Below are 14,164 nucleotides of genomic sequence, written 5' to 3' on the forward strand. Positions count from 1 at the left end.
TTTTATTATTTCAATGAACATCACGGACTAGCCTTACATAAACATCATTGAATCTTTTTAATTTTAATTTTGGCCCGGGCTTCCCATACCAGGTAGTTGTCTTATAGAAATAAGGGGGAGAATTTCTGCTGTAGAAAACCGATTCTATATAAGGGGTGTTAATATACCCTGTTTTAAAATCAACAGTCTTAATTTCACCGACTTTGAAATCAATCTCACTTGTTAAGTAGTGACCTGGATATGTAGAAAATATTGGATCACTTAAAGCCCATTTAGATAGCTCTATTGAGTTTAGGCTTTCAAAATACTGCTTCTTCTCGCATTTTCCATTTGCTGCTATGGAGTCACAATGAATTAAACTTTTAAGTTCTTCGCTTGTTGGTAGCCGCCAATCGCTATATCCAGCATATCCCTCTCTGTTGAATTTATTAACTTCATCATTCAACTTTTTAATACTTGCAAAGCTATTTTTTATATTATTTCTAACTATACAGGGTAAATTTATTATTGTTTCTTCTCCAAGACTACAGCGCATCCATTGAAGGTTTCTATTTGTATCAATAACTGTTGAGTTATTCAGGGATTTATATCGGTCATTTCTAGCAAAAATATCTAAATCTTCGTGAATCACATAAGTCAGAGAGATGTCACCATTCATTTCACGAACACAACTAACAAACTCTTTTTCTAAACCATTGCATCGGAGAATCTTGATACGTATTGTATCACGCCCAAGCCAGTCTTTTACTCTTCCATTGTAAACTTCCCAACAACGAGATTCTGTTGCAACCCCAATTGTTCTACCAGTTTCTACACATAACAAAGTGTCTCCACCTTTTGTTCTTTTTACCTTATAATACCCTGCTCTTTTTATCCCTTTATTTCCATCAACATAAATTAGCTTATTATTCGGCAGAAATATATAGGCTTCGTTAGTATCAGTGCTATGTACACTTTTTTTGACCAAGTATTCGGAAGCTTTCTTTGAATCGAGCCGTGATATAGAAGTGGTTGAACAGCCTGATAAAAATATTGATATGATTAAAAAAACTCTAAACATCCCTGTTCCTTTCGACTAGTTCGTTTTATTTTTACCAGTGATTATTAATATTGCCAAATCGAAACAATTTAACTTTTTTACCGATGCACTTCAAGTTTCGAACCCTCTGACGGATACAGGTTGCAACAAGAGTATTCCCGAACTTTAGACATTTTCATGTCTTAATCGGGCCAGAAGGCGGCTTTCAGAGATTTCTTGGCTTCAACTTTGATGCAGATGGTAAAACGACTCCCGGAAGGAGCCGTTTTCAAGACCGCGAATGCAATGCAGTATAATCAGAAGGCAAAAAGAACGAACAAGGAAGGGGTGAAAAAGGGAGATTCAGCACCCGCAACTTTCTCATCAATCCCCATATACATCTGAACAGAACCACCCGCTACAAAATGGCTTGCCAGTGTGCGCTCATAACCCACAGCACCCAGAATGCCAACGCTGCTGTCGTTTTTACCATCCCAATAGGAGCCACCACCTTCTACAAAAACGCCCTGATGATAACGGTCGATATACTTTTTATAGGTCACATCAATAATGCTCATATCCGTGCCCGTTGAATAGCCGGCACGCACAGCGGTGCTCTTACTCAGAGACCCCTGCCAGTACAAGTTAAACATACCGTCGTACATGTTTTTATCGATCTGACGCACAATATCAGTACTGATACTGTGGGACATAGCCTGAACTGAAGTCGGTACAAGAATAGAAGATGCCAGAGCAACAGCTGCGATTGTCTTTTTCATGCAATAAAATCCTTTTGATTAACTTTTTATTAAAACGGTTTCGATCACCGGCGAGAAAACAATTAATTTTATCGATTCCTATCGCAGCTGCACAAAAAAAACTGAGACTCAGTTCACAAAAAAACAAAACATCATCCAGACTGCCTAAAACGCACTATTCAGGTGCATTTTTATGTACTTTTTTCTGTCTCTCCCAGCCTAAAATCACGACCACCCCATCATAAATCTGACCAAAAACGACAAGATCATGGCCTGGTTCTGCCCGAAAAACCCTATCCGGCCGCTCAGGGTGTGGCTTTGCCCAAGATTTAATAGCGACCACAAGCGCCCCTGCTCATTGGATGTAAGCGATATACTCCTTTATTGTTGATAAAATGCGGAGACACCTCAGTCATCCGAAACAGGAACCCGATAACAATAATGGATAAGACGATGCGCACAAACATACCCATGCCCGATAATGTCGATCTTCAGCGGCGAACAACACTAAAAAAACTCTCTGTTTTAGCGGCCCTTTCAGTCTCTCCCGGAATCGCCTTAGCAGCGGTAAGAACCGAAGCTTACGACGATGATGTTTATAAAGTTCTGCTTAAAGTCAGCGGCTGGATAACCGGTTTCTCGACCCGCTACCGGGATCTTTTTAACCCCAACGCCATGCTGCTGCCGGGTAACCTCAGCTATCTGCAACTGATGAGGGATATTACAACCCTGCTTATTTTGTCTGATCGCCGTCATAAAAAAGCATTACTTCGGGCGGCTAACGCTTTTCAGCAGACGAATGAAAAACCGGATGATGATTTCTATCAATCCGAAGCACACGTTTTTACCCCCCTGCTACGCGCCTGGTACCTGAGCCAGGTGGAGCTTCCACCGGATGTATTAACCCATCCTGACGTACAGCGTATCTGTGGCAACCTCAGAGGGCATACCGATCCGACACCACTTCTGAATGATCAGGGCAAGCTGATCGGCCAGATCAGTTATGACGAAGCACTCACATGGCAGGCCTGCACCTTTACCAAACCATCCGCCACTTGTGGAGGCCCCTTTGGCTACTGGCAGGACCCACCACCGGATCATAAAGCTAAAGCAAACCGCCAAACAACGGCCATTCCCCCATCCGACAGCAAGCAGAATGCCTGAGGCCTAAATAATGATTCCAACTTATTCTGAAGAGATTCTGTCTCAGGAAAACAACCCATCTGAACACATTGAAGCGGATGTTATTATCGTGGGAGCCGGTGTTGTTGGCGGCCTGATGGCCTGGCGCTTATCTCAGCAGGGACTTAACGTCGCCATTCTTGAAGCCGGTGCAGAGGTAGACCGGGTGAAAGCGATTGAACGCTACAAAAACGATCTGCAGAAAGATGCCAATTCTCCCTACACAATGATGCCCTGGGCTCCCATTCCGGAAGACAGCGATCCGCTCAGCTACTACGTACAGCCCAAACTGCCCAAGGACAAACATGCCCCTCAGGAGCCTAAAAAGCAGGTCGCCTTTGATGGCTACTTTATGCGGCTGGTCGGCGGCACCTCCTGGCACTGGACCGGCCATGCCGAGCGTCTGTTCCCGAACGATTTCCGCATGAAGGATGCCTACGGCGTGGGTAAAAACTGGCCAATTCGTTATGAGGATATCGAACCTTATTATCGCGAGGTTGAAGATGCCTGGGGTGTCGCCGGTGGCCCGGACTGCATCGCACCGTCACCGGATATTAAATATCCGATGCCGGAAGTCCCCCGCTCCTACTCCGACAAAGTGATCGGCAATGAGGTCGCAGAGAACGATCTGGGGCCGGACAGCCAACCCCTTCCCCACTGCCGTAACTCCATTCCCCGCGATGGCCGCCCGCAATGCTGTGGTAACTCAAGCTGCCTGCCAATCTGCCCGATTGGGGCGAAATACGACGCCAGTGTACATGTTGAGAAAGCCAAAAAACTTGGCACACGGGTGCTGTCTAACCGGGTTGCTTATCAGGTAGCGGTTGATCATCAGGGAGACATTTCCGGTATCTACTACCGTAACTTTGATGCAGATCCAGAGAAGGGCCCAGTAGGACTTGCAACCGGTACCACCTATATTCTCGCGGCCCATGCGGTTGAAACCGCACGCCTGATGCTGCTGTCCGGTGGTCGGCATAACGTCCCAGAGACCGGCCTGGCCAACGCATCCGATCAGGTAGGCCGGAATCTGATGGGCTTCGCCAATATCAACTCCATCGGTTACACGCCGGAAGATAAACCCCTTTACCCTTATCGTGGCCCGGTCTCAGCTACCGGTGCGTTTGGTCAATGGCGTGATGGCGCATTCCGTAAAGACTACGCCTCAATCGCTCCCTTTATCCTGAACTCAGCATTCAAATTTGGTATCGGCCCACTCAATCAGGCCGAAGAAGGCATTAAACAAGGCCTCTGGGGCCCTGAGCTGCTTAATTACGTTAACAAGCGAACAGCCCACCAGCTGAACCTGCACAGCACGATTGAGATGCTGCCAATTCCGGAGAACCGGGTAACTATTCCCAAGGACCGTCAAGCTCCGGATTACATCGAAGACAGTATTGGCCTGCCAAGGCCTGTGGTGAATTTTCAACTGGATGATTACACCCTAGAGGGATGCCGCAAGGCCTGGAGCTGGCACCTTAAAGTCTTTGATGCCATCGGTGTCAGGACGGTTCTGGATACCCCAATGCCGGCAGATACCGACAAAAACTGGGAGGCTTTTGTGAAAGGCGAATTTAACGATCCGGCCAAGCCTAAGCAGAACTATCAGTTGAGCCTGACCTCCGGGGACGCAGTGATCGCCGGTACGGTTTGCATGGGGGATGATCCGAAAACAGCCGTCGTTAACGCTCACTGTCAGAGCTTTGACCACGACAACCTGTATGTCGTCGGCACCGCGAATTACTGCTCTGTGGGCAGCGCATCGCCCTCATTAACGGCTGCAGCTTTAGGGCTGAGAACCGCAGATCATATAGCAAAACAGGTTTTTAACAGAGAAACCGTCACGCAGGTCTCAGAGATTAAAACAAAAAGTATTCAGGGAGCGCAGCAGGCATGACACACCATTCAGACCAACCACAGCATTCACCCAAGCCTCACAAGACAGACGCACCACACCTACCCCGCCGCACCCTGCTTAAAGGGATGGGGTTAACGGCACTCGGTAGTATGGCCGGATTAGGCATTGGCTGCGCACTACCCGGCATACGTCGTGACGTCTCTGAAGGTGAACCCCTGATCAACCCTACCGAGCGGTCAGCAGATAATGGCCTGCTTAACGTTACGATCAAAGCACAATACGGTCAGTACCGTCTTGCCGGTAGGGATGTGATGTTGCGCTGCTACGATGGCAAACCGATCGGCAACACACTACGGGTAAAAGCAGGCGACACGCTGCGCCTGACACTGGAAAATCATCTGCCCTATGATCCGCTACAGGAACTGTGTACCGCAGTCCCCACGGTGGAAGACAATACACCCAGAGGCTTTAACGTTACCAACATGCATGTTCATGGGTTACATGTGTCACCGCAGAGTCCTTCCGATAATATTCTGCTGCTGGTCGGTTATAAACAAACAGAACATTATCGATATGAGATTCCCGCCAACCACCCACCGGGCACTTACTTCTATCACGCCCACTTTCATGGCTCCGTTGCTCTGCAGGTTGCCAGCGGCATGGCGGGCGCCCTGATTATTGAGGGGCCGGTGGATGAGATTCCGGAGATACGGGCCGCCAAAGAACAGGTACTTTGCTTTCAGACACCCCGAGTGAACTCAGCCGGTGTCTGCGAAGACTACGAAGTGCTTAACCAGCCGGGTGATACCCTGATCAACGGCCAGCTGAAGCCTGTTATTCGTCTAAAGCCCGGTGAAGTTCAGCGCTGGCGGCTGGTCAATGCCAGCCATATGGACAATATGCGTTTTGGCATTCAAGGGTACGAATTCACCGCCCTCTGCTTTGACGGTAACCCCCTGCTTTATAGCAAGGTGATGACGAAGGCCGTGCTGATTCCCGGTAACCGGGCGGATATCCTGATCAAAGCCTCGACCGACGCAGACAAGATCGGAAAGCGCTACCCCATCCTGCGGGATGTTGAACAGGATAATACCGCTCCGGAAAATATTATTGCCTGGCTGGAAGTGACGGAGGATCCTACCGAGGATATGCCGCTGTTCTCTGGCCCCCTGCCAAGACCTGCTGAACTTGAAGATATCACCGCAGAGGAGGTTACCTTTGGTCGCCGGCTTGAGTTTGGGATGTCCGGTGATCCCAAAGGACGTAAATATACGGTCAATGGGCAACCCTTTTCCTGCGAAGATGCCTGGCAGATTCCGTTAAATGCGATTGAAGAATGGGAGGTCTATAACCACACCGCTGAATCTCACCCGTTCCATATCCACGTGAATCCCTTCCAGATGATCTCAGGGGGAGATGTTGACCCCGGCACCTGGCTGGATACCGTAAACCTGAAGCCTTTTGAACGCATCAAATTCCGTACCCGTTTCCTTAACTACACCGGTACCTTTGTCTTCCACTGCCACAACCTGACCCACGAGGATCTGGGCATGATGCAGGCGGTAAACGTCTACAAAGACAACCGGACAGCAGGTTAAAGGCATCATCGGACCACCCGGTATAAAGAGTCGGCCTAAAAAGCCGGCTCTTTATGAGCCATTCCATCATCATTAAGTATTGTTTTCTAATACTTGCGTACTACCCTGTAATTATTTGACGAATTTTAAATGTATGATTAAAATTCCGTTCAATATATATGGGGATATGACTATGTTCTGGAATAAAAAAAACAAAGCCACAGACAGTCAGAAGAACGTTGAGTCGCCCGTCAACGTTATCCATATCAGTCAGAGCCAGATTAACGCCTCAGCCCTCAGTAAGCTGACATTCAGTAATGACCGTTGCGCCGTTGTCATCGCCTTTATCTCTCCATGGCTCCCCTTTGAGCAAACGGCCCGTCAGCTAAAACAGGCAGCCCCTTTTGCCGACCAGTTTATCGCTATTATGACCGCCGGAGAGCTAAGCTCCTGCAATCAGAACTTCTATCACCGTGCTGAAGGCCAATGGGACAATATCGTACTGCAGAGCTTCAGCCACGAGCTGTTTGAAGCCGTTGAGCTGCGTAGTGTTAACCTGCATTGCGGTGATATTAAGCGCGGACAGATTGAACTGAATGAACAAGAGCGCACCCAGCGCATCCAACAGGAGATACAACGTATCAGCCTGCCTTTTGATGTTCGCTCACAGGACACTCTGGCCCTGACCTTTTTTGATGGCCTGACCGCCAGCGAAAACTTCTTTATGCAAGCGCTTTATGCCAGTAACAGGTTGCCCTGTTACTTTGTGGGTGGCTCGGCAGGGGGCAAGCTGGATTTTCAGCAGGCCGCCATTTTTGATGGCGAGCAGATCCTGGAGGGTAAAGCGCTGGTCCTGTTCTGCAAACTAAAGCCCCAGGTCCGGTATGGCATTTTCAAAAGTCATAACTTCCAGAAAACCGGCACCCACTTCACCATTATTGAAGCCGATGCCCACACCCGTACCGTTCAGTCGGTGATGCGCGACGGCGAAAACCGTGCCATCTCGCTGGTGGATGCCCTGTGTGATCATTTCCGCTGTGGCCCGTCAGACCTGGACAGCCACCTTGTAGGACACTCTTTTGGTGTTGAGATCGGCGGTGAGCTGTTTGTGCGTTCGGTAGCGGGTATCGATCAGGCCACCGGTATTATCTCTTTCTTCTGTGACCTGCACTTTGGCGATACCCTGCATCTGGTTAAAGCCAACAGCTTTGCCGGACAGACCGATCAGGAATACCGCAAATTTGCCCAAAACAAGCCCCAGCCGGTGGCCATGCTGGCAAACGACTGCATTCTTCGACGCCTGAACAATGCCTCCGAGCTGGATAAGGTGTCGACGTTCAGTCAGATCCCCGCCGCAGGATTTTCTACCTTTGGAGAGCTGCTGGGTGTCCATATGAACCAGACGCTGACAGCGATTTTTTTCTACCAGCCAAAGCAGAATGACCGCTTTAACGACGAATACGCAGATAACTTTCCTCAGTACTACAGCCATTTCCGTATGTACTTTATGGAATCCCGGCTTAACAGCCTGCGCCAGATTAACCAGCTGCAGGCAACCCTGATCGACCGCATGGCCGAGTACAAACCCCTGGTGAACTCCATCATGGGAGGTTTTGACTCTCTGCAAAGCTATACCGAGACCTCCCGGGAGGTGTTGGGTGATGTTCAGCAGCGCTTTAACCATTTCAACACCCTGATTCGAGAGCAGGAATCTGACCGGGTTCAACTACGCTCTGACGTGGATATTCTGCAAAACAACGCCGATGAGGTGATGTCAGTACTGAATGTGATCTCTAATATCGCGGATCAAACCAGCCTGCTGGCACTGAACGCCGCGATTGAAGCAGCCCGTGCCGGAGATGCCGGACGGGGCTTTGCCGTGGTCGCCGACGAGGTGCGCAATCTGTCTCAGAATACTCAGAAAAGTGTCGACGAGACCGGTCAAACCATCAGCAATGTCTCCGGCTCGATTATCAGCATTAAAGGTACGATTGACCGAACCAGCCAATTTGTTGAGGAGATCGCCTCAGGCTCAGCCGAGTTAAGTGAGGACATCAACAGCATGGTCGCTTCCTCTACCCGTACCGGAGCCGAAGTAAGCACCAATATCCAGCATATGAACGATCTCGCATCGCGCCTGGAAGAGATCGATCAGGAGGTCGAAGCGATCCACCACCTGAAGACGCTTAGTGAGTACTGATACGTACATCAACCCACAGATAACCCTCGTTGTGATGCCGGAAACCTGACAGACCGGCACGCTGTTATAAAAAAACCGAAGCCTGAACTTCGGTTTTTTTCAATCTCAATGTGGCGCGGCTGTCTGATCCAAAGGCTGAATCTCCGGCTGGTGCTCTTTATCGCCCAATTCAGAGATCACCATGGCCACAACAATACAGGTTGCCCCGATAACACCCATAACTCCTAGGTGTTCGCTGAGTACAATCCAGGCAGTGATGTGAGCAAAAATCGGCTCCAGTGCAAAAACCAGAGCGACCTTGTGCGGTGGCAACAGTTTCTGGCAGGCTGATTGCGCCCAAACGGCATAAGCGGTACCCAAGGTAGAAGCCACGACAATCGCCAGAATCACAACAGGCTTACTGAATAGCTCCATACCTGTTACCGGTGCACTGCCGGAGTAATAAAATATCGGATGATCACCCACTGCCGCACCGACCACGCTATACAGCGAAACCGCCAGCAATTGGATAATACTCAACGTGATAACCGGCATACCACTAACCCAGCGCCCGGTCAGTACGATATGGGCCGCAAAGCCAAAGGCACAGATCAGAACCAGAAGATCGCCCTTGTTAAAGACATAGGCAGAACCGCCCATCGTCAGCAAATAAAGTCCGATCGTTGCCAGAATAACCCCCAGTCCGACCATCAGGCGTACCTTCTGACGAAAAATCAGAAACCCCAGCACCGGCACTAAAGGCACACTCAACGCAGTAATAAAGCCCGCGTTAGATACCGATGTAAAACGAAGCCCTTCAGTCTGTGCGTAGAACCCAATAAAAAGCATCACCCCCAGAACTGGGGACGTCAGCAGCAGTTTCTTTAGCTGATCCCGGCGAACCCTCTCTTTACTGAAATACAGCAAAGGCAACAGGGCAAGTGCCGCAATCGCAAAACGGATCGCATTAAAGGTGTGCGTGGGGACCTCGGCGACCGCTAAGTCGATCAGTACAAACTCGGTTCCCCAGATCAAACTGATCATAAAGACCAGAAAAAAAGCCACTCTTGGCGAACGTATTGTCATTATTGTCTTCCTTATTAAATGAGCTCTTGCAGCTCATGGCTTCTGTTACGCAGCACCGCAAACACGCTGACTTGAACGGATAAAACAGTGTTACTCAGAAAAACAGTGCCACGACAGATAGGCACGGTCTTAGTGTTGCGTTAAGCCTTTTTGAGTTATTGCAGAAGGACATTGTGCCCTCCCGTGATGAAACCCTTGAACCCGAAAAACCCCCGATCCGTTGCCGGAACAGGGGCTTGTGCTTACATAATGTTGCCGGGTTAAGAGCTGGCGTAACCGCCTCAGCGAGGCATGGCAGTGAGTTACGCGCCCGGTATTCCCGCTATCCTGTCATCAGGCGAGCCAGAACCCCAGAATGATAAAGCTGATAAAGGACAACACGGCACCGATCACGGTATAAGGGATCTGGGTAATCGCGTGCTGCATAGGGGTACAGCCAGAACCCTGTGCAGAAAGAACGGTAGAGTCGCTGAAGAAACAAGCGTGGCTACCAAAGGCAGATGAAGACAACAGAGCTCCCACCACCAAAGCCATATTCACATCCATCGTCATCGCCATAGGCACAACAATCGGCAGTGTAATGATATACACACCCCAGCTGGAACCCGTGGAGAACACGACCGCTGCCATCGCGGCAAAGATCAGTGCGGGCATCATCTCCGGTGTCAGAATCGGTGTCAGCGCCTCAATAATGTAGGTGGTCATACCCAGCTGATCATTTACCTCTTTCAGCATAAAACCGGCACAGACAGTGGCGATCGGATGCAACATGACCCGAAAACCGTCCACCATAGATTCAACCAGCTGCGTGAAGTTCAACAGATTCTGCCAGTAATAAAGCACGATGGTGAAGGTAGCCGCCACCAGCGCTCCCAATAACAGGTCGATATCGTAATAAACGCTGGCTGCAACCAGAACCGCCATCGGTGCCAGAAAGTTAAACAGGCCCACGATCGGCTTAACAGCTTTTACATGGGAGATATCAAAACCATCCTGCTCAATTCCCTCAGGAATCGGCTGCCCCTGCTGAGCGCGGGCTTCGGCATCTTTCATTGCGCCAAGATCACCCAATAGGCCGGAGGCGACCAGGAACACCACCAACAGCGCGATCCAGCCGTAAGCCATGTACGGAATCGCTTCCATATACAGAGACATGCCCTTGCCGGCATCAGCGGCTCCGTTTTCTTCCAGAAGGGCTGCAAAATAAACCGCCCAGGTAGAGATAGGCACCAGAATACAGACAGGAGCAGCGGTGGAATCCACCAGAAAGGCCAGTTTTTCGCGGGAGATTTTGTAGCGATCCGTCAGGCTCTTCATCGAAGAAGAAACTGCCAGCGAGTTCAGATAGTCATCAATAAAGACCAGAATCCCCAGAGTCACCGTAGTCAGCATGGTACCGCGCTTACTCTTAACCCGCTGGGCCAGCATATCGCCAAAACTGAGTACAGCACCGCCCCGTTCAAGAATATTGATCAGGCCACCCATCATGCCGCAAACCAGCACGATCCAGGCAATGGTCTCATCCATGACTACATTCATGGAGACTTCACCCAGACTACTAAAGACACTGACAGGATCAAGCAGCAGAAGCCCGGCAACAATACCGGCAAAAAGAGCTTCAAGGGCTTTGCGGCTGACCGCCGCAACAACGAGGATAAAACAGACGGGAAGAACACTGTAAAAACCGTAACTCTCGCCTTCAGCATGCAAAGTTGAAAGGTAAGCAAAACCGGCGAAGATCAGACCATAAAACAGAATCCAGATCGTTGGGGCTCGCTGCATCCCCATGCCTGACGCTTCTCGATCCATAATAGGATGAACAATTTCACTACTCATAAATGTACCTGTTTATATTTCTTATACCCTGCGATCAGGAGATCCTTCCTGTCTCAGGTGGTGTTGTGCTGTTCTTGTTGTACGATCTCTTCGGTTTGTTCAACGGCTTGTTCTTATTAAAAAATGCTTCACTCGCCTCAAACCAACCTATCAATCGATAGATACAAAACGCAGTAAGCCACCGCAGGCCTGCTCCCTGCCCACGACATTCATTATTAGTATTAAAAAAACATCTCCCACAGAAGGCTGTAGGGTCGGGAGATATTGACGCTCTGCAAGCGGATGCCTGAAGCATCCACTTTTCCATTCGTTTGTCCGATCACGCCGGTGAGATACCGCGTGTAGCTCGCAGATTAAATACCCAGTTTGTCACGCAGGTTGTAATATGCCGCGCCCATTGCAGTGTAAGGAACCCGGAATAATCGACCACCGGGGAACGGGTACTGAGGCAGGTTAGCCAGCACATCGTAACGCTCGGCCTGACCCTGAATCGCATCCGCCAGTACACGGCCTGCCAGGTGAGAACTGGTGACACCATGGCCGCTGTAACCTTGTGCGTAGTAGATGTTGCTGCCGATACGACCGAACTGAGGCAGACGCATCAGCGTCAGCAGGAAGTTACCGGTCCAGGCGTAATCCACCTTCACATTTTTCAGTTCCGGGAAGGTCTTCAGCATCTTAGGTACGATCAGGGACTCGATCTTATCCGGCTCACGGGCACCATAAGTCACACCACCACCGTAGATCAGACGGCCATCACCGGACAGACGGTAGTAATCCAGCAGGTAGTTGCAGTCTTCCACGCAGTTGTCTTTTGGCAGCAGCGCTTTCTGCTGGGCTTCGGTCAGAGGTTCAGTGGTGATCACCTGAGTACCACAAGGCATCGCTTTCTGTTCCAGCTTAGGAATCAGACCGCCCAGATAAGCGTTACCCGCTACGATCACGTACTTAGCGTTTACACAGCCGCGTGCGGTGTGGACCTTAGCGGTTTCACCCTCTTCTACTCGGGTTACCGCAGAAGCCTCATAGATAGTACCGCCCAGAGATTCAAACGCTGCAGCTTCGCCCAGCACCAGATTCAGCGGATGGAAGTGACCGCCGGATTTATCCAGCAGACCACCCGGATAGCGGGTGGTACCCACATGATCCTGAATGGAGTTCGCATCCAGCATCTCCAGCTGGGTATGGCCATGCTGTTCCCAGAGAGCTTTTTTGCCTTCCAGCTCTTTCAGCTGTTTGCTGTTACAGGCGGCGAAAATACCGCCATCTTTCAGATCACAGTCGATATTGTACTTTTTCACAAAGCCGCGAATGATCTCGCCGCCTTCAAAGGCCATTTTGCCCATCTCATCGCCGGTCTTTTTACCGTAATGACGGGAGATAAAATCCATATCCCGGCTATAGCTGTGTACGATCTGGCCACCATTACGGCCCGAAGCACCAAAACCGATACGGCTGGCTTCCAGCACGACAACATTAAAACCACGCTCGGCCAGATGCAGAGCACTGGACAGGCCGGTAAAGCCTGCACCGATGACGCAGATATCAGCACTGACTTCGCCCAATAGCTCAGGGCGCAGGGATTTATCATTTGCCGAAGCGGCATAGTAAGAAGTGGTATGAGAAGGTGCGGTCATATTAAGTGACTCCGGCATTCACTCCCATAGGAGTGGTCGTCTAAAAAGTATCTCTTCTTTCGTGAAGCAAGCCACTGATAGCTCGTATCAGCCGTTACCCTGTCTTCACGGAATCTTATTTGTCGCTAAAGATACGCGCAGCGACCTTTCATCAGATATACCCACCAGGAGGTAATTTGTGATCACACAACAACAGAGCTCCAACTCGCCAGAAAAGCCCCCGAAAAAGAAACAGACCCTCATCTGCCTCGCTACCCGTTAAAAACTGCTCCCGATAGGATCACAAACTGTAGTAATCTTGCCTGCTTTACAGGTTAGGGTTATCCCGTTCTGAGGACTTACAACATGCCAAAGGCAAGTGAAATCAAAAAAAATGCAGCCGTTGAACTGGACGGCAACGTCTGGATTATCCGTGACATCGAACGCTCTGTTCCCCAAGGCCGGGCCGGTGGCAGCATCTACCGTATGCGGATGTACGACGTCGTAACCGGTGCCAAGCGCGACGAATCCTTTAAAGACTCGGACATGCTGAATCTGGCAGACCTGTTCCGTCGTCCATCCACGCTGTCTTACATTGATGGCGAAGAATACGTATTCATGGATAACGAGGACTACACCTCCTATAACCTGCGTAAAGACGCCATCGCTGATGAAGTGGGCTTTATCACTGAAGAGACTCAGGGTATCCACGTTCTGCTGGTGAATGACAATCCGGTTGCGATTGAACTGCCAACCACGGTTGAGCTGGTGATCGCAGAGACAGATCCGTCTATTAAAGGTCAGTCAGCCACCTCCCGCACCAAGCCTGCAACAATGAGTACCGGTCTTGTGGTACAGGTGCCGGAACATATCTCGGCGGGTGATCGCATTAAAGTTAACGTCGAAGAGCGTAAGTTCAGCGGACGTGCTTAATCGCAAATGCTGAAACAAGGCGGAGCGGCAGCTCTGCTAAAAACGCCCTGATCTCATTCAACGGGATGAAGTGACCCCATAAAGTTGGACACTTTATTTATCCGGCTGCCATGGCCTGAGT

9 protein-coding genes and 1 pseudogene are annotated in these 14,164 nt (G+C 49.9%); 5 read left to right on the plus strand and 5 right to left on the minus strand.

Annotation, left to right across the window (positions count from 1 at the left end):
* Nucleotides 1-10 precede the first annotated feature (10 nt).
* Both AC4GL5_RS17450 and AC4GL5_RS17455 read right to left on the minus strand, forming a co-directional pair.
* Nucleotides 11-1,060, minus strand: a complete 1,050-nt coding sequence (locus tag AC4GL5_RS17450; RefSeq protein ID WP_490384084.1) for an Lcl C-terminal domain-containing protein — start codon at nt 1,058-1,060, stop codon at nt 11-13.
* 275 nt (nt 1,061-1,335) lie between these two features.
* Nucleotides 1,336-1,797, minus strand: coding sequence for a hypothetical protein (locus tag AC4GL5_RS17455; protein WP_490384085.1), 462 nt, complete (start codon nt 1,795-1,797; stop codon nt 1,336-1,338).
* A 432-nt stretch (nt 1,798-2,229) separates the two neighbouring features.
* On the opposite strand from AC4GL5_RS17455, the gene AC4GL5_RS17460 reads away from it, so the two are divergent.
* The 4 genes and pseudogenes from AC4GL5_RS17460 to AC4GL5_RS17475 all read left to right on the plus strand — a co-directional run.
* Nucleotides 2,230-2,940: a hypothetical protein gene (locus AC4GL5_RS17460; protein WP_490384086.1), complete on the plus strand. Its 711-nt coding sequence runs from the start codon at nt 2,230-2,232 to the stop codon at nt 2,938-2,940.
* 10 nt (nt 2,941-2,950) lie between these two features.
* Nucleotides 2,951-4,855, plus strand: a complete 1,905-nt coding sequence (locus AC4GL5_RS17465) for a GMC oxidoreductase (protein ID WP_490384087.1) — start codon at nt 2,951-2,953, stop codon at nt 4,853-4,855.
* Nucleotides 4,852-6,414, plus strand: coding sequence for a multicopper oxidase family protein (locus AC4GL5_RS17470; protein ID WP_490384088.1), 1,563 nt, complete (start codon nt 4,852-4,854; stop codon nt 6,412-6,414). Before AC4GL5_RS17465 ends, AC4GL5_RS17470 begins: the two co-directional genes overlap by 4 nt.
* A gap of 172 nt (nt 6,415-6,586) precedes the next feature.
* Nucleotides 6,587-8,509: pseudogene (locus tag AC4GL5_RS17475) on the plus strand (methyl-accepting chemotaxis protein); the annotation flags it as partial.
* A gap of 189 nt (nt 8,510-8,698) precedes the next feature.
* Here the strand turns inward: AC4GL5_RS17475 and AC4GL5_RS17480 are convergent.
* From AC4GL5_RS17480 to AC4GL5_RS17490, 3 genes are all read right to left on the minus strand, one after another.
* Nucleotides 8,699-9,658, minus strand: a complete 960-nt coding sequence (locus AC4GL5_RS17480) for a DMT family transporter (protein WP_490384089.1) — start codon at nt 9,656-9,658, stop codon at nt 8,699-8,701.
* Between the two features lie 333 nt (nt 9,659-9,991).
* Nucleotides 9,992-11,494, minus strand: a complete 1,503-nt coding sequence (locus AC4GL5_RS17485; RefSeq protein WP_490384090.1) for a Na+/H+ antiporter NhaC family protein — start codon at nt 11,492-11,494, stop codon at nt 9,992-9,994.
* Nucleotides 11,495-11,847: 353 nt separating this feature from the next.
* Nucleotides 11,848-13,131, minus strand: coding sequence for an NAD(P)/FAD-dependent oxidoreductase (locus tag AC4GL5_RS17490; RefSeq protein WP_490384091.1), 1,284 nt, complete (start codon nt 13,129-13,131; stop codon nt 11,848-11,850).
* Nucleotides 13,132-13,476: 345 nt separating this feature from the next.
* On the opposite strand from AC4GL5_RS17490, the gene efpL reads away from it, so the two are divergent.
* Nucleotides 13,477-14,043, plus strand: a complete 567-nt coding sequence (gene efpL, locus AC4GL5_RS17495) for an elongation factor P-like protein EfpL (protein WP_490384092.1) — start codon at nt 13,477-13,479, stop codon at nt 14,041-14,043.
* Nucleotides 14,044-14,164: the final 121 nt, after the last annotated feature.

The sequence above is a fragment of the Oceanospirillum sp. genome, assembly GCF_982874595.1.